The following is a 19,500-nucleotide window of genomic DNA, read 5'->3' on the forward strand; positions in this document are numbered from 1 at the left end:
AAACCCGGGTCAAAAAACACTCGGCCGATCGGCTAACGGCGTCCCAATGTCAATGAGCCGGTGACGCGCACCCGCGCCGGTCTAAAATAGCGTTTTCCCGTACATGCCTGGGTCTCCACGCCGTGATTCGCTTCAACCAGTTCAGCCTTGCCCGCGGCACCAAACCGCTCTTCGAACAGACCACGTTCGCGCTCAATCCTGGCGAAAAGGCGGGGCTCATCGGCGCTAACGGCGCGGGGAAGTCCACGCTTTTCTCCGTGCTGCGTGGCGATCTGCACTCCGACGGTGGCGATTTCTCGATGCCGCCGTCGTGGCAAATCGCGCACGTCGCGCAGGAAACGCCGGCCGTGGATCGCACCGCGCTCGACTACACGCTTGACGGCGACACGCAATTGCGACGCATCGAAGCGCGAATTGCGGCGGCATCGGCGGCTCACGACGGCGCCGCTGAAGCCGACGCGCACGCCGCTTTCGCCGACGCCGACGGTTATACCGCGCCCGCCCGCGCCGAAACCCTGCTGATCGGCCTGGGCTTCACGCTCGCGCAAACAAAAGAGCCCGTGGCGAGCTTCTCGGGCGGCTGGCGCATGCGCCTGAACCTGGCGCAAGCGCTGATGTGCCGCTCGGACCTGCTGCTGCTCGACGAACCCACGAACCACCTGGATCTCGACGCGATCATCTGGCTGGAAGACTGGTTGCACCGGTATCCGGGAACGCTGATCGTGATTTCTCACGATCGCGAATTCCTCGATTCCGTCTGCAATGTCACGCTGCATCTGGAAAACCGGCAGATCAAGCGTTACGGCGGCAATTACAGCCAGTTCGAAATCCTGCGCGCGCAACAAATCGCGTTGCAGCAAAGCGCGTACGTGAAGCAGCAAAAGACCGTCGAACATCTGCAAAGCTTCATCAACCGTTTCAAGGCGCAAGCGACCAAAGCGAAGCAGGCGCAAAGCCGTGTGAAGGCGCTGGAGCGCATGGAAATCATCGCACCGGCGCACGCTTCTTCGCCTTTCACATTCGAGTTCCGCGCGCCGGATGCCGCGCCGAACCCGATGATGGTGATGGAGTCCGTGCGCTGCGGATATCACACGGACGCTGGTGAGGTGCCAATTGTGGAAGGCGTCACGCTGTCCATTCAGAACGGCCAGCGAATTGGCTTGCTGGGTGCGAACGGACAAGGGAAATCGACGCTCATCAAGACGCTGGCGGGCACGCTTGAAGCGTTGAGCGGCAAGGTGCGTGAGGGTAAGGGCTTGCGCATTGGCTATTTCGCGCAGCATCAACTCGAAACGCTGCGTCCGCAAGACTCGGCGCTGGAGCACGTGGCCCGGCTCGCGCCCGACACACGCGAACAGGAACTACGCGATTTCCTGGGTGGCTTCAATTTTTCCGGCGAGATGGCGACTGCGAAGATCGCGCCGTTTTCCGGTGGAGAAAAGGCGCGGCTCGCGCTTGCGCTGATCATCTGGCAAAAGCCGAATCTGCTGCTTCTCGACGAACCGACGAACCATCTGGATCTCGAAACGCGTCACGCGCTGACCATGGCGCTCGCGCAGTTCGAAGGCACGTTAATCCTGGTGTCGCACGATCGCCATTTGCTGCGCGCCACCACGGACAATTTCATGCTCGTGGCCAAACATAGGCTGCAGCCTTTTGATGGCGACCTCGACGATTATCGCGACTGGTTGCTGCAACACGCGGCCGAGCAGCGGGCGGCGGCCAAGGATATGGTCAACAACGGTTCAGCGGACGATTCGCTGGATTCGGGGCAGAACCGCAAGGAGCAGCGTCGCCAGGAGGCACAGGAGCGGCAGAAACTCTCACATTTGAAAAAGCCGCTGCAATCGCGGATTTCGAAGATCGAGAAGGAGATGGACAAGCTGAATGCCGAGAAAGCGCAGCTCGATATTTTCGTAGCCGACGCCGCCAGTTACGAGCCCGCCATGAAGACGCAACTCACGGAATCGATCCGCCGTCAGGCCGATGTGAACGGTCAGCTGGAAGCGCTCGAAGCGCAATGGTTAGAGGCGCACGAGGAACTGGAGCAGATTGGCTGAACGCCCGCTGCATTACTAGCCGTAGCGCCCTCTAGCGCCGGGGCAGCGTTTGCCGCGGCATGCCTTCGTCATCGACCAGTACGTGCTTGCGTCCCTTTACGTGTCGCCGAATGGTCGCCACGACCTCGTCTTCCGTCACGTCTTCGGCCACCACACGACGCGATATTTGCCCTTCAGCGTCGATCCACTCGACGATCCGGCATCCACCGCCCCATGGCTGCTGAATGGGCGCGGACACACGGCAACCGCGCAGATGGAAGGTTGGGCGAGACAAGGTTTGATCTGCGTGTTTCAAGGCGTGGTTCCTTTTTCCTTTTTGCGCTCGTATCCGGGTTTGTCGCGATACAAGCATAGAAAAACGACGCCCCGCGTGGGTTACAGGAACCCCGCGGTTTTTTACACGACATTACTAAGGGACGGATGCCAGGCAGCCTTAAGCCAGTGATCGCACGCGATCGATCGCTTCTTCAATCCGATCGACTGCGATCACTTCCAGCCCATCGATAGGTTGCTTCGGCGCGTTCGCCTTTGGAATCAGCGCGATTGAAAAGCCCAGTTTCGCGGCCTCTTTCAAGCGATCCTGACCTCGTGGCGACGGCCTGATTTCACCCGCCAGCCCCACTTCGCCGAACACGATCAGGCCCTTCGGCAGCGCCTTGTTACGCATTGATGAATGAATCGCGAGCAACACAGCCAAATCGGCAGCGGGCTCCGTGATCTTCACACCGCCCACCGCGTTCAGGAACACGTCCTGATCGAAGCACGCAATGCCCGCATGCCGATGCAACACGGCCAGCAGCAACGCGAGCCGGTTCTGCTCCAGCCCTACGGCGAGCCTACGCGGATTCGGGACATGCGCGGTATCGACCAGCGCCTGCACTTCCACCAATAACGGCCGCGAGCCTTCTTGCGTCACCAGCACGCACGAACCCGGCACGCTCTGCTCATGCTGCGATAAAAACAGCGCCGATGGATTCGCCACACCGCGCAAACCGCGCTCGGTCATCGCAAACACGCCAAGCTCGTTCACCGCGCCGAAGCGGTTCTTGAACGCGCGCACGAGGCGAAACGATGAGTGGGTATCGCCTTCGAAATACAGCACGGTGTCGACGATATGTTCAAGCACGCGCGGCCCGGCGAGATTGCCTTCCTTCGTCACGTGCCCGACCATGATGATGGCGGTGCCCGTCTGCTTCGCGATCCGCGTGAGCTGCGCCGCGCATTCGCGCACTTGCGCAACCGAGCCCGGCGCGGAGGTCAGCGCTTCGGAATAGACGGTTTGAATTGAATCGATGACCGCCACTTCCGGCCGCTCTGTATCGATAGTCGCCTGAATCCGCTCAAGCTGGATTTCCGCCAGCAAGCGCAAATCAGGCGCTGCATTCCCGGAATCGCCGAGCAAGCCAAGCCGCTGCGCTCGCAACGCGATCTGCGCGCCGGACTCTTCACCGCTGATATAAAGCGCGGGCCGCTCACGCGCAATTTCCGCCAGCGATTGCAGCAGCAGCGTGGATTTCCCGATGCCAGGATCGCCGCCGATCAGCACCACGCCGCCGGCCACCAGACCGCCGCCCAGCACTCGGTCGAATTCGCCGATACCCGTGGTAAAGCGCGGCACGTCCGACGCTTCGATCTCGGACAAGCGCTGCACCGGCGAGGTCTTCGCGAGCGCTTGAAAGCGATGCGCCGAGGGCGACTCCGCCACCGACTCGACCAGCGTGTTCCACGCTCCGCAGGCTGGACATTGACCTTGCCATTTCGGCGCCTGGCCGCCGCAGTCGCTACATACGTACAGTGTCTTGACCTTCGCTACTTTCGCCACTCGCCTTCCTGAATTCCGTCGTTATCTGGTCGAACAACCCGCTCTATTCCGCACGCATGGGCACACGCGGCGAGACTGCGCACATCAACTCATACCCGATCGTGCCGCACGCAGCCGCGACGTCATCGATCGGCAATTTCGTGCCCCACAACTCCACCGGCGCACCGATCCCGGCAGTTGGGATCGGGGTCAGGTCCACCGTCAGCATGTCCATGGATACCCGGCCGACGATCCGCGTCAGCACGCCATCGACAATAACCGGCGTGCCTTCGGGCGCCACTCGAGGATAACCGTCCGCATAACCGCACGCCACTACGCCGATCCGCATAGGACCTGTGGCCGAGAACACCGAACCGTAGCCAACCGAGTGCCCCGCCGCCACGGTCTGCACGCCGATCAGCTCGGACGCGAGCGTCATGGCGGGCTTCAATCCCGTGCTGGCGATATCAGCCGTTTTGCCCGACGGCGAAGCGCCGTACAAAATGATGCCCGGCCGCACCCAGTCGAAATGCGAACCTGCATGCCACAGCGTGGCTGCGGAATTGGCGAGGCTGCGCGCGCCGGCAATGCCTTCGGCACCGCGTTCGAACGCTTCGAGTTGATGATCGATGCCACGCGGGCCGTCGGCATCGGAGAAATGGGTCATCAGCGTGATCTGGCCAACGCCCTGCACTGCCCGCGCGCGTTCCCACGCTGCCCGGAAACGCTCCGGCGTATAACCGAGCCGGTTCATGCCGCTGTTCATCTTCAACTGGATATTGACTGGCTTCGACAACCGCGCCATTTCCAGCATCCGCAACTGTTCATCGCAATGCACGGCGGTCGTCAGGCTGTATCGATCAATCACATCGATATCCGTCGGACGGAAAAAACCTTCCAGCAACAAAATAGGACCGGCCCAGCCCAACTCGCGCAACTTGACCGCTTCTTCGAGGTCGAGCAGGCCAAAACCGTCTGTTGCGCGCAATCCGGGGAACGCTCGCGCCACGCCATGGCCATATGCATTGGCCTTGACCACAGCCCATATCTTGGATTTCGGCGCGTGACGGCGTGCGACAGCGAGATTGCTGGCGAGTGCAGCGGTGTGGATCGTGGCGGATATCGGGCGCGGCATGGAAGTTTGGTTGGAAAAAAGCAGGTGATGAGCAGGTGATTACGCGAGAGCGGTCACAGCTTGACGATGTCTGAACCTCTGCGCAAACATCATTGCGCCGACGTCATTATGGCAGCAGTCGATCGTGCCCTATTGATGATCGCCTGGAAGCATGGCGGAACAACCCGGGGTAGATGTGCCAACGACAATCATTGCATAGAATGGCCGTTTAACAAGAGACCGTGCGCGCGGTGATAAATCCGAAAATAGCCGATGTAGCGGCTCAATAGCTGAATCAGTACCCGAATCAATACCTTATAGGCGCCTTGCAGACCGGTGACGTTCCGGCCCGAACGTCTGCGAATTGTCATGCAGGTTACTGCTAGGCAGAATGCGCCTATTTTCGTGTTATAAAGCCGTGCACACAACCCATTTCGAACAGAAATTGCCTGATCGGGAGCCCGTGCGCGAAGCCGGACGCGAGCGACGAGCGCGCCGTGTGCGAACGGGGCGGATTACCCGCAGTGCGGACTAGCATCGGATCAGATGAAAAAAGGTTTTTACACCATCATGGCCGCGCAGTTTTTCTCGTCGCTGGCCGACAACGCCCTTCTGATCGCTGCGATCGCACTGCTGAAAGATCTTCACGCCCCGAACTGGATGACACCGCTGCTCAAGCTGTTCTTTGTGCTGTCATACGTTGTTCTGGCTGCTTTCGTCGGTGCCTTCGCAGACTCGAGACCGAAGGGCCACGTGATGTTCGTCACCAACTCGATCAAGGTCGTTGGCTGCCTGACCATGCTGGTCGGTGCGCATCCGTTGCTCGCCTACGGCATTGTCGGATTCGGCGCCGCGGCGTATTCGCCGGCGAAATACGGCATTCTCACCGAGCTGTTGCCCGCCGACCGTCTGGTCGCGGCGAACGGCTGGATCGAGGGCACCACGGTAGGGTCGATCATCCTCGGCACGGTCATGGGCGGTGCGTTGATCAGTCCGCACATTGCCTCGCACATTCTTCAGTGGCATATCCCGAAGGTCGATACCCCCGCCGAAGCCGCCATGCTCGTGATCGTGCTCATGTACATTGTCGCGGCCCTTTTCAACCTGCGGATTCCAGACACCGGCGCGCGTTATCCGAAGCAGGAACATCGTCCGCTCAAACTGATCACCGATTTCGCCGATTGTTTCAACGCGCTCTGGCACGACAAGCTCGGCCAGATCTCGCTCGCCGTGACCACGCTGTTCTGGGGCGCAGGCGCGACGCTGCAGTTCATCGTGCTGAAATGGGCGGAAGTGTCGCTTGGCATGTCGTTGTCGGAGGCCGCCATCTTGCAGGCGATCATCGCGGTCGGCGTCGCGGTCGGCGCTATCCTCGCGGCCGCCCGCGTGCCGCTGAAGAAGTCGCTCTCGGTGCTGCCGGTCGGCATCATGATGGGCATTGCAGTGATGCTGCTCGCGTTCTATTCGAAGCATCTGTTTCCGGTGCATTGGGGCATCTATTTCGGCCGCATGCACGTTCCGGGTTACCTGATCGTCGCGTATATCTTCCTGATGATCGTCGGCGGCTTGTCGGGCTTTTTCGTGGTGCCGATGAATGCGCTGCTGCAGCATCGCGGCCACGTGCTGTTGTCGGCGGGTCACTCCATCGCGGTACAGAATTTCAACGAGAATCTCTCGGTGCTCGTGATGTTGTGCCTGTACGCGGTCCTCGTCTGGCTCGACGTCCCGATTCAATTCGTGATCGTGCTGTTCGGCACCTTCGTCTGCCTGATGATGTACTTCGTCATGCGACGGCATCAGGCCAATCAGCGGGCCTTCGACTCAGTCGCGCTGATCGGTGAATCGCGTCATTGAGCGGTGGCTTTGAACGGCGACCGTGGCGTCTCGTTTGCTCATGGCCAAACCCAAAGTCTGAAACGCCTCCGGGCATTCAACCGCCCGGCGCGCGATAATCCCGCTTGTCACCATTTTCTTTACACCCTGCCATGCTTGCCGCCGATCTCTTTTCGTTCGCCGTGCGCGTGCGCGAACGCGCGCCGCTCGTCCACTGCCTGACGAATCTCGTTGTCACGAACTTCACGGCGAACGTGCTGCTCGCGCTGGGCGCCGCGCCCGCCATGGTCATCGCCCGCGAGGAAGTGGGCGAATTCGTGCCGCTGGTCAACGCGGTATCGGTGAATCTCGGCACGCTCGACTTGCCGCAAAGCAAGGCGATCCGCGCGGCCGTCGAAGCTGCTAATCGCGCGCATAAACCATGGGTGCTCGATCCCGTGGCGGTCGGCCCGCTGAGTTTTCGCACGGCGTTCGCGTTCGATCTGCTCGATGCACATCCGAGCGTGATTCGCGGCAACGCGTCGGAGATCATCAGCTTGTCGGGCGGTGAATCGAGTGCACGTGGCGTCGACAGCACCGCGCTGGCCGAAGCCGCGCTCGACGCAGCCCAACTTCTCGCGCTGAATACAGGCGCCATCGTCGCTGTCACGGGTCAAACCGATTACGTCACCGACGGCCGCCGGACGGTTTCGTTATCGAATGGATCGCCGTTGATGACGCGCGTGACCGGTGTGGGCTGTGCGTTGTCAGCGACGGTCGCGGCGTTTGTCGGTGTTGCCGATAACGACGAACGCTGGGCCGCGACGGTCGCCGCTATCGCCTATTCGAGCATCGCGGGCGAACTGGCATCGCGCGACGCTGCGTTGCCGGGCAGTTTCGCGGTTGCGTATCTCGACCGGCTGGCATCGCTCGATGCAAACCTGTTCGCCGCCACGCTCGTATCGCGCGACGTCGCGCACGACGTGTGATGAAGCTCGATCTTTCGTTGTATCTCGTCCTCGATCCCGTGCAATGCGGCGGTCACGCGCGTGCGCTTGAAGTCACTCGAGCCGCGCTCGACGGCGGCGTCACGACCGTGCAACTACGCGCGCCAGAGTGGCATAAACGCGCATGGCTCGAGCTTGCGTCCGACCTGCTGCCGCTGACGCGCCGGTACGGCGTGCCGCTCATCATTAATGACCATGTAGATGTCGCGCTTGCGGCCGGCGCCGATGGCGTGCATATCGGCCAGAACGACTTGCCGCCGGATGTCGCCAGGAAGCTGCTTGGAGCGCGGGCGCTGATCGGGCTGTCGGTATCGAACGATGAGCAGGTCGATCACGCCAACACGCTGGGCGCCATGATCGATTACGTCGGCGTGGGACCTGTATTCGATACCCCCACCAAGCCGGACGCATCGGCGGCATGCGGTATCGATGGCCTCGCCGTACTGTGTGCGCGTTCTGTTCACCCGACGGTGGCTATCGGCGGAATCCAGTTGCACAACGCCGCCGATGTCAAACGCGCGCGGCCGGGCGGGATCGCAGTGGTATCGGCGATCTGCACCGCCGTCGACCCACGGCTCGCCGCGCAACGATTGCTGGCATCCACCTGAGTCCTCCTGAATACCATGACCCAATCAATCCCCAACGTCCTCACCATTGCCGGTTCCGATTCCGGCGGCGGCGCTGGCATCCAGGCCGACCTCAAGGCGTTCTCGGCACTCGGCGCGTATGGTTTGTCCGTTATCACGGCCCTCACCGCGCAGAACACGCGGGGCGTGACGGCCATCCATACGCCCGACGCATCGTTTGTCACCGCTCAGCTAGACGCTGTTTTCGACGATATCCGCATCGATGCCGTGAAGATCGGCATGCTTGCCAATGCCGATGTGGTACGCGCGGTAGCGGCGGCGTTGCGTCGATATCGGCCTGAACATGTGGTGCTTGATACCGTGATGATTTCCAAGAGCCATCATGCTTTGCTCGCGCCGGAGGCAGTGGCCGCGTTGCGCGACGAACTGCTGCCGCTCGCGACGCTCGTCACGCCGAACTTGCCGGAGGCGGCTGCGTTGCTGAACGTGGCATCGGCCGAAGATGAAGACGCGATGGTGCGCCAGGGCGAAGCGCTGCGAGCATTGGGCGCGCGGGCAGTGCTGATGAAAGGCGGCCATCTGAGTTCCGCCGATAGCCCCGACTGGCTGATCGAGGAAAGCGGCGCGCTGCGCGTTGGCGGACCGCGCGTGCCGGTGAAGAACACGCACGGGACGGGGTGCACGTTGTCGTCATCGATTGCGGCGCTGCTGCCCCAACGCAACTCTCTGACTGCCGCCACCACCGATGCCAAGCTCTATCTGACCGGCGCGATCGAGCAGAGCGCGCGGCTTGATGTTGGGCACGGAGTGGGCCCGGTGCATCATTTTTTCAGGTGGTGGTGAGGGGCGCTGTGCCGGGCTCGGCGGTGAGACTTAACCCGCAAATTCCGCGGCGCGCTCCGGCCATTCATCGGGCACGATGAAACCGCGTGAATGTTCGCGCCAGGCATCGCCGGTTGCGCTATCGGAATGTTCGTAGCGCGCAACCATGATCGGTGAAGACAGCGTCGCAATGCGCTCGGACAGCACCGCCGTCTGCTCAACCAGCGCCTCGCCCTCTTGCGCCAATAACGTTCGTTCTGCCATCCATCCCAACCTCGGCAACGAAGCGAAAAGCCCGTCCTTTTTCGAAGCATGCCATTCCGATGCCGTCTTCCACCACCCTCGCAGATGATCTGCGGCAAGCTCGGGTGCTGCATCGGATACTGAGCAAGGAGCGACATCGTCATCGCGATAAAATAAGCGCCCTTTGACGAACAACTCGGCGCGCCACGGCCCCTCGAATCCGAGCGATGCGAACTCATCGCGTGCGCTCAAACCCAGTTGATGATTCAAGAGCCGCGCATGCTTCAGGTCGAAGCGATCCTGCAGATTAGGCCCGACGTAATGAGCCAACGTAGAAGCCCCCTCACCTTCGCCGATGTGCAGATAAAACTTCACCGCGAGCTCCCAGTGCAGCCGTTCGCCCTTTCCGTTCTCCAGCAGGAAATCGACTTCACCGAGCGTAAGTCCTGCCGTACGCAATGGGATATTCGCCGCGATAAGCCGCGCGTATGGGCCATGCGTCAGAAAGTAATCGAGTAACGCTTCGGCGTAAAAGCCGAGCCGCGTGAGCGATGGTTTGTGAACCTGCGCGTGAAGTTCTCCAGAGTCGCGATCGAGCGCGATGAGCCAGGCCAACACGGCATCGCGCTCATTCTCCGTTGCGGCTGGCCGCGCGAGCGGCGCGCCCGCGTGCGAAGTGCTCAGCAAGTCCGGCGAGAACAGCAGCCACGCGAGATCCCTTACAGCGGGATCGTGGAATGCCGTGATCTCGGCGGCAGCCGTCACTGGCCGTCTGCCGCCTGCAGCGACTTGCGATAAGTCGCTTGGGCGAGACACAGGTCGGCCCACGCCTTGGCTTTATCGGGGAGACTGCGCAGCAAATAGGCTGGGTGATACGTGACGATCACCGGCACACCTTGATAGTCGTGCACCCGTCCCCGCAGCGTCGCAATGCTCGCTTCCGTCTTGAGCAAACTCTGCGCAGCAAATCGCCCGAGCGCAACAATCAGCTTGGGTTTAACGAGTTCGACCTGGCGCTTGAGATACGGCTCGCAACGCGCGACTTCATCGAGTTCAGGATTGCGGTTACCGGGCGGGCGGCACTTGATCACGTTTGCAATGAACACGTTGTCTTCACGCGATAACGCCACCGCGTGCAGCATGCTGTCGAGCAACTTGCCCGCTTGACCAACAAACGGTTCACCCAGCTTGTCCTCGTTCTCGCCCGGTGCTTCGCCGATCAACATCCAGTCCGCTTCCCGGTCACCGACGCCGAACACCGAATTCGTGCGACGCTCGCACAAACGGCAGCGTTCGCACACGGCGACGCGAGCAGCCAGCGTGTCCCAGTCGAGGGTCGCGATATCGGCGGCGGTGTCGTCGATAGTTTCTGAAGTGGCGAGCGCTTGCGGAGCTACATCGTCGAGCCAGGGGAGGTCATCGAAGACGGGCGGCTCGGCGGTATCGATACGAGAGGAATCGATCTTTGCCGACGGCGCTTGACGCGCGTTGCCCTCGCTCGCTTGCGCAGCGGAGAGAGCGGCATCGAGTGCGGTGAGCGTATCGACAGGATCAGCTTTCCGGGCCGCCGGCGCGTGCGCTGCTTCGACCGGCGTGGGCGAAGCCGACCGATGCACCTCGAGCGCAGCTTTACGATCGGAAGACACGGCTGCGGACGCATCCGGCGATTCCGACACGGCCCCCCGCCTCACCCAGACCGTTCCCAGCCCGAACTCTTCGAGCATCGACTTATGCAGCGCCATCCACGGCCTCCTTTGAAAACGTCAGACGCATGACGAGTGCATCCTCGCGCGACCGATGCCGCGCGGGGTAATAGTTTTTGCGCCGCCCGATGGTCGCAAAACCAAAGCGCTCGTATAGCTGGATGGCGCGTGGATTCGACGGCCGCACTTCCAGCAGCACGCCATCGAGTTTCTGATGCCGCGAGATGCGCACCGCTTCGCGCAGCAACGTGAGCCCGGCGCCGGCGTGTTGCGCCTGGGGCGCCACGCACAGGTTCAGCAAATGCATTTCATCGACGACTGGCATGAGCACGCAATACCCCAGCAACGTCCCGGTGACATGACGCAGGCACACGCCGAAATAGCCGTTGCGCAGCGAATCCTGGAAATTGCCACGGGTCCACGGGAATTCATAAGCGAGCTTCTCGATGGCAGCGACCTCATCGAGATCGGCTTCCGTCATCGACGACAGATAACGATCCGCCATCAACACGCCGCTCACCGTAGAGGCTCCGTCGCTGGAACGACTGGAGCGGCGGGGTCGGCTTGATTGACCCGATTGGCTTGCTCTCCTGCAGCAACTGCAGCGGCGTCTTTGGCGGCACGCGCATCCATGCGCTCGGCGGTGGTCTGCGCGACCTTGTTACGCACGTACTCCGGCGCGGCCTGGTCCGGCGCGACCGTCCGGCCGGCACGCAGCGCGCGTAATCCGGCAAGCGCCACGGGCAACGCGTGCGGCAGCGCATCGAAATCGATACGGCACGCCGGGGCAGCCGGCATGGCCAACCGTTCGCCGAAAGCCGCCGCTGCATTGCCCGCCAGCGTGAACGGCTCGTCCGGCCGGACGATAGCCTCTGGCAGATCAAGCGATGCTGCCTGGATCGTGGCCCACTCTCCCGCCGATCCCGTCGCTGGGTCCCAGCGGAAATCCGCCCAGTACGCCTCGTTCATGCGGGCGTCGAGCGCGGCGAGCACGCGCGTCGCCGATGGCTCGTGCAAGCGCGCGAACTCCGCGCACGCGAGCAAGGTGCTGATCGGCACCACCGGCACGCTCAGCCCGTACGCCAGCCCCTGCGCGACGCCGGTCGCCGTGCGCAAACCGGTAAATGAACCCGGCCCGGCGCCGAACGCGATCGCGGTGCTTTCCTGCAGCTTCAGGCCGGCGGTATCGAATAATTCGCGGATCGCGGGCAGCAGACGCGTGCTGGAAACCGGTCCCGTCAATTCATGACTGAACCAGACGTGAACCTCACCCGCAGAATAATGAGGCGCGCTTTCATAGGCCGATGGCGCGGCATGGGACCCGGCAGCGGCCGCCGGGTCGGCGATCAGCAGCGCGACTGAGCAGAATTCGGTCGAGGTATCGAGGGCGAGCAAAACAGTGCGTGTCATGGCCGCTATTGTAATGCGTGAAGTAAAGTGAACTGCGGGAACCGAGTAGCCGCGAGTCGTTCTGCGCCACGGAGACAATGGCCGCCCCGTGCTTACTGCGCCTCCTCGCCCGGGATTTCTGGAAGAAACCCTCGACAACCTCGCCCAACCCGCTTGCTATGATCGGCGGTCCTCAACCAGCATGTCCGGAGAACCGAATGAGCGGAATCAACGAACTCGACGCGCAATTTGCGCTTGCCCAGGCAGACGTCAGGGAATTGCCCGAACGTCCGGGTAACCTGACGCTGCTGCGCCTCTACGCGCTTTACAAGCAAGCAAGCGTAGGCGATGTGCAAGGCGACAAGCCGGGTTTCGCCGATATCGCCGGCAAATACAAATACGACGCTTGGACCGCGCTCGCGGGCATGCCGCAGGACACCGCGAAGCAGCAATACATCGGGCTGGTGGAATCGTTGAAAAGCGGCGCATCGGCGTAAGACCGAAGGACTTAATCGCCGGACGGCTTCCACCATCCGGCGACTAAGCGCCTTGCAACGCTTTCATCAAGATGTAGGCGCTATGACAGCCAAGCGAAATTCCCCGCCGCCCACTAACTGTTAGTTAGATGAATCAAACTGTCTTAAAATCTGGCGCAGCGCAACAATTGCCGCTATACTCTTGCCTGCGCTTCACTGTGACCGGGTGAATTGATGCTTTTTATCGATTCATTAGCTGTTCAACCCACGCAGCGCGGCGCCTCGTAGCGTTTTGCTCCAATCCAGTTTAGAAACTGTCCCCTCCCTGCTAGGCCTTTCTCGGCCGATCATGCATCAGGCTGACGACAAAGCCGCCTCGGCCTGTCGAATCCGATACAGCTTCTAACGAAAAGCTCGCCTTTATTGTTGCGAGCTGCCCCCGTTTTTCGATTTGCTCGCTGCTTCTTTGCTCGCTGAATCTGACGACTTGGGTATGCCGATTGGCGCCACACGCCTTATTCCCCGTTTCAAGGATCGACATGACTTCGAGCAACACCCATAGCCCGCTGGACTCCATCGCTGCACTGGCACTCGGTGAAGACGCACCCGCCGCGCCGGCAGCATCTGTTTCGCCTGCTATCCCCGCCCCTATTTCTTCAGTTGCGCCCGTCGCCGCTGCTATCGCTGTGCAGACCGGCCCGAGCTTCGAATCGCTCGGCCTGTCGCCTGAGATCATTGTTGCCCTGACAGCTTCCGGCTATCAAGTGCCAACGCCGGTTCAGCAGCGCGCGATTCCCGCAGCGCTCGCCGGCCGCGACTTGCTGGTTTCCAGCCCGACCGGTTCGGGCAAGACCGCAGCATTCATGCTGCCGGCTATCGAACGTTTCTCACAGCTCGAAAAAGCCAAGGCTTCGGCTCCGCGTGAACCGCATGACCCGAACGCCCGCCCGGCTCGCCGTACCCAGCCGGTCGCTCGTCCGACCATGCTCGTCCTGACGCCGACCCGCGAACTCGCGATGCAGGTTACTGCAGCTGCGACCACGTACGGCAAGCATCTGCGCCGGTTGCGCACGGTCAGCATTCTCGGCGGTGTCGCGTATGGCCAGCAATTGATGCTGCTCGCGAAGAACCCGGAAATCCTGGTTGCTACGCCGGGTCGTCTGCTCGACCACCTGGAACGCGGCCGTATTGACCTGTCGCAACTGCAAATCCTCGTGCTGGACGAAGCTGACCGCATGCTGGACATGGGTTTCATCGACGATATCGAAACCATTGTCGCCGCTACGCCGGCCACGCGTCAGACGCTGCTGTTCTCGGCGACCATCGACGGCAAGATCAGCTCGCTGACCGGCCGCCTGTTGAAGAACCCGGAACGCATCGAGATCATTCAGAAGCTCGAAGCGCAGAACAACATTGCGCAAACCGTGCATTACGTCGATGACCGCGATCACAAGGATCGTCTGCTCGACCATCTGTTGCGCGACGCTGGCCTCGATCAGGCTATCGTTTTCACGGCAACCAAGAACGACGCTGACCAACTGGCTATCCGTTTGTCGGACGCTGGTTTTGAATCGGCTGCCCTGCACGGCGATTTGCCGCAAGGCGCGCGTAACCGCACGATTCGTGCACTGCGCGAGCGCAAGGTGCGCGTGCTGGTCGCGACCGATGTGGCCGCTCGCGGTATCGATATCCCCGGCATCACGCACGTGTTCAACTACGATCTGCCGAAGTTCGCGGAAGACTACGTTCACCGTATCGGTCGTACGGGCCGTGCTGGCCGTACGGGCACGGCAATCAGCCTCGTGCATCACGCTGAGCAAGGCGCGCTGAAGCGCATCGAGCGTTTCGTGCGCTTGCCGCTGAATGTCAGCGTAATTGCTGGTTTCGAACCGCGTCGTTCGGCTCCGGCCGGCGGTGGCGGCGGTCGTCCTGGCTTTGGCGGCCGTGGCCGTCCGGGCGGTGGCGCTGGTGCAGGCGGCGCAGGTCGTCGTTTCGGAAGCGGCGGTGCTGGCAACGGTGGTTCGGCCAAGCCGGGCGGCTGGGGCAACAAGCCGGCAAGCGCCGGCGGTGCTCGCGATTCACGCGACGGTGGTTCGCGTGACGGTTATCGTAGCGGCGGTGGATCGCGTGACGGTGGCTCGGGCTTCGGTGGCGGTTCGCGTGACGGTTATGCAGCCCGTCGCAACGACGGCCCGCGCGCTCCGCGTCGCGGCAGCTAAATCGTAAAGAATGCAGCGCGCGCTTCTCGCGTGCGCCAGCAAAAAAAGAACCGATGCCTCGCGCGTCGGTTTTTTTTCGCCCACGCCCTCAATTTCACAATGCGGAAAGGGGTCTTGTGGCGCGAAATCGTTGGTGCATGGCACAAGCTCGAGCGTCTCAGTATAGGAAAGATCGTTTTATATCGTGGAATATAAAGTTTAAACAATTGATTATTAACGATAATTTATATTCTTGAATTTCAATACGTGGCTGGCCTCCCGCCTCTCCTTTCCCTAGACTCTTATATAAGAGTTGAGCAACCAGAAGCACCAAGACTTGCCGGCTGCTCAACCAGACGACCCACCATTAGTCATCAGTCAGGTAATCAAAGGAGAAACGCCATGTCGCGCCAACAACAAGCTCAGGAACTCCAGAAACAATGGGACACGGATCCGCGCTGGAAGGGCATCAAGCGCAGCTATACCGCCGACGACGTCGTGCGGCTGCGCGGTTCGGTGCCGGTTGAACACACGCTGGCGAAACGTGGCGCGGAGAAGCTGTGGGCATCGATTCATGAAGAGCCGTTCGTCAATGCGCTCGGCGCGCTGACCGGCAACCAGGCCATGCAACAGGTCAAGGCCGGGTTGAAGGCGATCTATTTGTCCGGTTGGCAAGTGGCGGGCGACGCGAACGTTGCGGGTGAAATGTATCCCGACCAGTCGCTGTATCCGGCGAATTCGGTGCCGCTGGTGGTCAAGCGCATCAACAACACGCTGACGCGCGCCGATCAGATCCAGTGGTCGGAAGGCAAAAATCCGGGCGATGAAGGCTATCTCGACTTCTTCCAGCCGATCGTGGCCGACGCGGAAGCCGGTTTCGGCGGCGTGCTGAATGCATTCGAACTGATGAAGGCGATGATCGAAGCAGGCGCGGCGGGCGTGCACTTCGAGGATCAATTGGCATCGGTGAAAAAATGTGGGCACATGGGCGGCAAGGTGCTGGTGCCGACGCGTGAAAACATCGCGAAACTCACGGCTGCGCGTCTCGCGGCCGATGTTTCCGGTACAAAAACCATCCTGCTCGCCCGCACCGATGCGGAAGCGGCGGATCTGGTGACATCCGATGTCGATGAAAACGATCGCCCGTTCCTGACCGGCGAGCGCACCGTGGAAGGTTTCTTCCGCACGAAGCCGGGCCTCGAACAAGCTGTTTCGCGTGGTCTCGCCTACGCGCCGTATGCTGACATGATCTGGTGCGAAACCGGCAAGCCTGATCTGGCGTACGCGAAGAAGTTTGCTGAAGCGATTCATCGCGAATTCCCCGGCAAGCTGCTTTCATATAACTGCTCGCCGTCGTTCAACTGGAAGAAGAACCTGGACGATGCGACCATCGCCAAATTCCAGAAAGAACTCGGCGCGATGGGCTACAAGTTCCAGTTCATCACGCTGGCCGGTTTCCATGCGCTAAATTATTCGATGTTCAATCTGGCGCACGGCTATGCGCGCAACCAGATGAGCGCGTTCGTCGAAATGCAGGAAGCGGAGTTCGCGGCGGCTGAGAAGGGTTTCACCGCAGTGAAGCATCAGCGGGAAGTGGGAACGGGTTACTTCGATGCCGTGACGCAAGCGGTTGAAAAAGACGCATCGACGACTGCGTTGCACGGTTCTACCGAAGATGAACAGTTCTTCGAAGAGAAAGTCGCCTAAAAGGCCGCAACTCAAGCTGCAACTCAGGGTGAGACTGGTTTGAGAACTTGAAGGGCATACGGCCACAAGCCGTATGCCCTTTTTGCGCTGGCAGAGTCGCTGCGGGAATCAGTCCGCGGTCGTCGCCGATTGCGCCCGGAAGCCCTCAAGAATCTCGCTCAGCTCCGCGGCAAAGACGCCGGGATGGACAGCAAAGGCGACGTGATTGCCGGACATCTCTACGCAAGCGCAGCCCAACTTCTCGGCCATTGCCCGCGCCGTTTGTACGTAATAGGCGTCGCCGCTTGCACGCCCGACGGCAGTCGCCACCGGCACGCCGCTGAGGCGAATGCGGTTGAGATCGGGAACATAGCTGCTGATGCTCAAGAATTCATGGGCCAAGAAACGGTCCATGTTTTCGCCCTGATCCGGGGGCGCGGCGGCCCCGCGATCCATGCCGACCATGGAACTCGCGAATTTCTTCATCGCCGGTCCGGCGCCTTGGGTAAGGAACGTTTCGTGTATGTCGTTCGCGATAGCCGCGTGCTCGACGGCATCGGCCAGAATGCCGGCGATAGGCGGTTCATGGGCAATCAGCGCCTTGACCACTTCCGGGTGATCTTCAGTGAGTTTGATCGCGATATTCGCGCCGGCGCTATTGCCGAACACGTAGGCCGGCCCCGCGTCCATCGCGTGGATCAATGCCGCCGCATCACGGGCTTGTTGCGCCAGATCGAGATCGGCCGTGGTGTCGCCGGTACTGCGGAAATTCGCGCGCCGGTCGTATCTGACCACGGTGTATGCGCCGGCCATCAGGGCCGATAGCGCGACATAGCGGCGACTGTCGCCATTGCCGCCGACGATCAAAAGCAACAAGGGACCCTGACCTTCGCAGTCGTACGCTATGTCCGCATCTTCAGTGTGCACCACGCCTGATTTTTTCATTGATTAAAACTCCTGAATTAATTTCCGCAACCTGGTGTGTGCGTAGCAGACTTCAAGTCCGTCAGCCAAGCAGCCAGGCCTGCCCTTCTTCCTTCATGGTTCGCTCAAGTTCGCTGCCTTTCGTGGCAAACGTCTTTTGCACCGGGAAGCCGCTTACTTCAAGCAAATAAGCAAGCGGTGCGTATTCACGCGGATATCGTTCAACGCGCTCAGTATCGATGTCGACCACGCCACGCGGAAAAGTGAATGAGCCCATGTCATACACGCTTTGACGCTTCACGATCTTCCATACGCCGTTGCGCTTTTCGACACGATCGTAAAAACGGTTGTGCGAGCTGCAGCCGAGGCCAAGCCGAACATTCTCGCCGACAATAATCGCGTTAGTTTCCACAATGGCCTTATCGCCCTGAAAGCTCACCACCGGCCCTGCGACGAAATGCTTGGTGCGAAGGTCGGACGCGCCCATTCGTATGGAGCCATCGACAAAGTCGCTGAAGAGACCCTCGAACCACGTTATCTCGATCGTGCCGTCGGGATGAAACAGTTCGCGCAAGCTATCCCACTGCGCGAGATCGCGATGAATCCAGCCCGTCATCAGGTCCGCAATGCTAAGCCGGTCTTCCCAATACGTTTTCATGTTCAGTTCCCCTTTTATTTCAACTGACATTGTTCGATTTCCAGTTGATGGATAAGAGTGTCGCGCCGATCATCTATAAAGTTAAATAGATTGATATGATCGATCGATCAGTTTAAGTGATACCGGAGCTGGAATGGACTTGCGTCACCTGCGCTATTTCGTCGCCGTCGCGGAAGAAAAGCATTTTGGCCGCGCGGCGCAGCGGCTACATATCGTGCAGCCTGCTTTGAGCATGCAAATTCGCGCCCTGGAAGAAGACATGGGCGGCCCCCTGTTCGTGCGCACCAGCCGTCGTGTGGAATTGACCGAAGCGGGCGCGCTCCTGCTGATCGAAGCGCGTCGGACGCTTGCTCAGGCGGAACACGCCAAGAGCGTTGTCCAACGGTCATTGAGAGGCGAAATCGGCAGCGTCAAGGTGGGCTTCGCGGGAAACGCTGTCCTGACCGGCAAGCTGGCCGACAACTTGCGCGTTTTTCATCGGGGCTATCCGGAAGCTCAGTTGCAAATCATAGAAATGGCGCCGCATTTGCAGGGCGAAGCCATCCTTGCCGGCCATCTCGATGTGGGATATAGCCCGAGTCTCGACTCCATTTCCGATCCCCGGCTTGTCACCGAAAAGATCGGCACGTGGCCGTTTATGGTAGCCATGACGGCCGACCATCCGCTTGCAAAAAAGAAGCGCGTTTCCATCAAGTCACTCGCGACGGAAACGCTCATCCTGTATGCGGTTGGCGACGACGCGTTTCCGCTGCTGCAACAGCACGTCATTAAAGCGACGAACGTAGTCCATCGCGTCTCCAGCACGTTGAGCGTGCTCGCTCTGGCGGCGGCCGGACTGGGAGTGGCACTGGTACCCGCGCCACTTGACCGGGTCACTATCCCGAACCTGGTCTATCGGCCGATTGCCGAGACCGACATGTCGGCGGATCTGCTGCTGTTCAGCCGGGCCAATGAAACCAGCGGCGCAGTGCTCGCTTTTTTGGGGCTGGCGCGCGGTACCTCGCAAGGCTGATCAGCCAG

General features: G+C 60.8%; 18 protein-coding genes. 9 read left to right on the forward strand and 9 right to left on the reverse strand.

Annotated elements, in window-relative coordinates; translation table 11 throughout:
• Window positions 1–122: 122 nt before the first annotated feature.
• On the forward strand, window positions 123–2,060 hold the full coding sequence (locus tag ACSQ83_RS12430) for an ATP-binding cassette domain-containing protein (protein WP_436228312.1): 1,938 nt from the start codon (window positions 123–125) through the stop codon (window positions 2,058–2,060).
• Between the two features lie 31 nt (window positions 2,061–2,091).
• Here ACSQ83_RS12430 and ACSQ83_RS12435 read toward each other — a convergent pair whose 3' ends face one another.
• The 3 genes from ACSQ83_RS12435 to alr all read right to left on the reverse strand — a co-directional run bounded on the left by ACSQ83_RS12435 (window position 2,092) and on the right by alr (window position 4,996).
• On the reverse strand, window positions 2,092–2,355 hold the full coding sequence (locus tag ACSQ83_RS12435; protein ID WP_213763131.1) for a DUF2866 domain-containing protein: 264 nt from the start codon (window positions 2,353–2,355) through the stop codon (window positions 2,092–2,094).
• Between the two features lie 138 nt (window positions 2,356–2,493).
• Window positions 2,494–3,882, reverse strand: coding sequence for a DNA repair protein RadA (gene radA / locus ACSQ83_RS12440; protein WP_436228313.1), 1,389 nt, complete (start codon window positions 3,880–3,882; stop codon window positions 2,494–2,496).
• Window positions 3,883–3,925: 43 nt separating this feature from the next.
• Entirely contained in the window at window positions 3,926–4,996 is a 1,071-nt protein-coding gene (gene alr, locus ACSQ83_RS12445; RefSeq protein WP_414948339.1) for an alanine racemase, read from the reverse strand.
• Window positions 4,997–5,521: 525 nt separating this feature from the next.
• Between alr and lplT the strand changes: the two genes are divergently transcribed.
• The 4 genes from lplT (at window position 5,522) to thiD (ending at window position 9,224) form a co-directional block, all read left to right on the forward strand.
• Entirely contained in the window at window positions 5,522–6,829 is a 1,308-nt protein-coding gene (lplT, locus tag ACSQ83_RS12450) for a lysophospholipid transporter LplT (RefSeq protein ID WP_414948338.1), read from the forward strand.
• A 131-nt stretch (window positions 6,830–6,960) separates the two neighbouring features.
• On the forward strand, window positions 6,961–7,776 hold the full coding sequence (gene thiM / locus ACSQ83_RS12455) for a hydroxyethylthiazole kinase (protein ID WP_436228340.1): 816 nt from the start codon (window positions 6,961–6,963) through the stop codon (window positions 7,774–7,776).
• Entirely contained in the window at window positions 7,776–8,402 is a 627-nt protein-coding gene (gene thiE, locus ACSQ83_RS12460) for a thiamine phosphate synthase (RefSeq protein ID WP_436228314.1), read from the forward strand. Before thiM ends, thiE begins: the two co-directional genes overlap by 1 nt.
• A gap of 15 nt (window positions 8,403–8,417) precedes the next feature.
• Entirely contained in the window at window positions 8,418–9,224 is an 807-nt protein-coding gene (gene thiD / locus ACSQ83_RS12465) for a bifunctional hydroxymethylpyrimidine kinase/phosphomethylpyrimidine kinase (protein ID WP_414948336.1), read from the forward strand.
• Window positions 9,225–9,254: 30 nt separating this feature from the next.
• Here thiD and ACSQ83_RS12470 read toward each other — a convergent pair whose 3' ends face one another.
• Genes ACSQ83_RS12470 through tsaB form a run of 4 tightly spaced genes read right to left on the reverse strand, consistent with a single transcriptional unit; the run spans window position 9,255 to window position 12,559 of the window.
• On the reverse strand, window positions 9,255–10,211 hold the full coding sequence (locus tag ACSQ83_RS12470) for a DUF1853 family protein (RefSeq protein WP_436228315.1): 957 nt from the start codon (window positions 10,209–10,211) through the stop codon (window positions 9,255–9,257).
• Window positions 10,208–11,188: a uracil-DNA glycosylase gene (locus ACSQ83_RS12475; RefSeq protein ID WP_436228316.1), complete on the reverse strand. Its 981-nt coding sequence runs from the start codon at window positions 11,186–11,188 to the stop codon at window positions 10,208–10,210. The genes ACSQ83_RS12470 and ACSQ83_RS12475 overlap by 4 nt, the downstream gene beginning before the upstream one ends.
• Window positions 11,175–11,669 (reverse strand): ribosomal protein S18-alanine N-acetyltransferase, encoded by a 495-nt coding sequence (gene rimI / locus ACSQ83_RS12480; protein WP_414948333.1) that lies wholly within the window; start codon window positions 11,667–11,669, stop codon window positions 11,175–11,177. Before rimI ends, ACSQ83_RS12475 begins: the two co-directional genes overlap by 14 nt.
• Entirely contained in the window at window positions 11,666–12,559 is an 894-nt protein-coding gene (gene tsaB / locus ACSQ83_RS12485) for a tRNA (adenosine(37)-N6)-threonylcarbamoyltransferase complex dimerization subunit type 1 TsaB (RefSeq protein ID WP_436228317.1), read from the reverse strand. Before tsaB ends, rimI begins: the two co-directional genes overlap by 4 nt.
• Window positions 12,560–12,756: 197 nt before the next feature.
• Here tsaB and ACSQ83_RS12490 point away from each other — a divergent pair, with 197 nt between their 5' ends.
• The 3 genes from ACSQ83_RS12490 to aceA all read left to right on the forward strand — a co-directional run bounded on the left by ACSQ83_RS12490 (window position 12,757) and on the right by aceA (window position 16,919).
• Window positions 12,757–13,035, forward strand: coding sequence for an acyl-CoA-binding protein (locus ACSQ83_RS12490; protein ID WP_436228318.1), 279 nt, complete (start codon window positions 12,757–12,759; stop codon window positions 13,033–13,035).
• A 518-nt stretch (window positions 13,036–13,553) separates the two neighbouring features.
• On the forward strand, window positions 13,554–15,233 hold the full coding sequence (locus ACSQ83_RS12495; RefSeq protein ID WP_436228319.1) for a DEAD/DEAH box helicase: 1,680 nt from the start codon (window positions 13,554–13,556) through the stop codon (window positions 15,231–15,233).
• Window positions 15,234–15,614: 381 nt separating this feature from the next.
• Window positions 15,615–16,919, forward strand: a complete 1,305-nt coding sequence (aceA, locus tag ACSQ83_RS12500) for an isocitrate lyase (RefSeq protein ID WP_414948329.1) — start codon at window positions 15,615–15,617, stop codon at window positions 16,917–16,919.
• A gap of 108 nt (window positions 16,920–17,027) precedes the next feature.
• Here the strand turns inward: aceA and ACSQ83_RS12505 are convergent, their stop codons facing one another.
• Both ACSQ83_RS12505 and ACSQ83_RS12510 read right to left on the reverse strand, forming a co-directional pair.
• Window positions 17,028–17,843, reverse strand: coding sequence for an alpha/beta fold hydrolase (locus ACSQ83_RS12505; RefSeq protein WP_436228320.1), 816 nt, complete (start codon window positions 17,841–17,843; stop codon window positions 17,028–17,030).
• A gap of 61 nt (window positions 17,844–17,904) precedes the next feature.
• The gene (locus ACSQ83_RS12510) at window positions 17,905–18,480 is read right to left on the reverse strand and encodes a nuclear transport factor 2 family protein (protein WP_436228321.1); all 576 of its coding nucleotides are present in this window, start codon (window positions 18,478–18,480) and stop codon (window positions 17,905–17,907) included.
• 133 nt (window positions 18,481–18,613) lie between these two features.
• On the opposite strand from ACSQ83_RS12510, the gene ACSQ83_RS12515 reads away from it, so the two are divergent.
• Window positions 18,614–19,492, forward strand: coding sequence for a LysR substrate-binding domain-containing protein (locus tag ACSQ83_RS12515; RefSeq protein WP_436228322.1), 879 nt, complete (start codon window positions 18,614–18,616; stop codon window positions 19,490–19,492).
• Window positions 19,493–19,500: the final 8 nt, after the last annotated feature.

Origin of the sequence: Caballeronia sp. LjRoot29 (assembly GCF_964252755.1) — a bacterium.
GTDB lineage: Bacteria > Pseudomonadota > Gammaproteobacteria > Burkholderiales > Burkholderiaceae > Caballeronia.

Coding starts and splice junctions, on each gene's coding strand:
- thiE (WP_436228314.1), top strand. CDS start 7,776: ATGAAGCTCGATCTTTCGTTGTATCTCGTCCTCGATCCCGTGCAATGC.
- alr (WP_414948339.1), bottom strand. CDS start 4,996: ATGCCGCGCCCGATATCCGCCACGATCCACACCGCTGCACTCGCCAGC.
- lplT (WP_414948338.1), top strand. CDS start 5,522: ATGAAAAAAGGTTTTTACACCATCATGGCCGCGCAGTTTTTCTCGTCG.
- ACSQ83_RS12510 (WP_436228321.1), bottom strand. CDS start 18,480: ATGAAAACGTATTGGGAAGACCGGCTTAGCATTGCGGACCTGATGACG.
- thiM (WP_436228340.1), top strand. CDS start 6,961: ATGCTTGCCGCCGATCTCTTTTCGTTCGCCGTGCGCGTGCGCGAACGC.
- ACSQ83_RS12505 (WP_436228320.1), bottom strand. CDS start 17,843: ATGAAAAAATCAGGCGTGGTGCACACTGAAGATGCGGACATAGCGTAC.
- aceA (WP_414948329.1), top strand. CDS start 15,615: ATGTCGCGCCAACAACAAGCTCAGGAACTCCAGAAACAATGGGACACG.
- ACSQ83_RS12490 (WP_436228318.1), top strand. CDS start 12,757: ATGAGCGGAATCAACGAACTCGACGCGCAATTTGCGCTTGCCCAGGCA.
- thiD (WP_414948336.1), top strand. CDS start 8,418: ATGACCCAATCAATCCCCAACGTCCTCACCATTGCCGGTTCCGATTCC.
- ACSQ83_RS12475 (WP_436228316.1), bottom strand. CDS start 11,188: ATGGCGCTGCATAAGTCGATGCTCGAAGAGTTCGGGCTGGGAACGGTC.
- ACSQ83_RS12515 (WP_436228322.1), top strand. CDS start 18,614: ATGGACTTGCGTCACCTGCGCTATTTCGTCGCCGTCGCGGAAGAAAAG.
- ACSQ83_RS12495 (WP_436228319.1), top strand. CDS start 13,554: ATGACTTCGAGCAACACCCATAGCCCGCTGGACTCCATCGCTGCACTG.
- tsaB (WP_436228317.1), bottom strand. CDS start 12,559: ATGACACGCACTGTTTTGCTCGCCCTCGATACCTCGACCGAATTCTGC.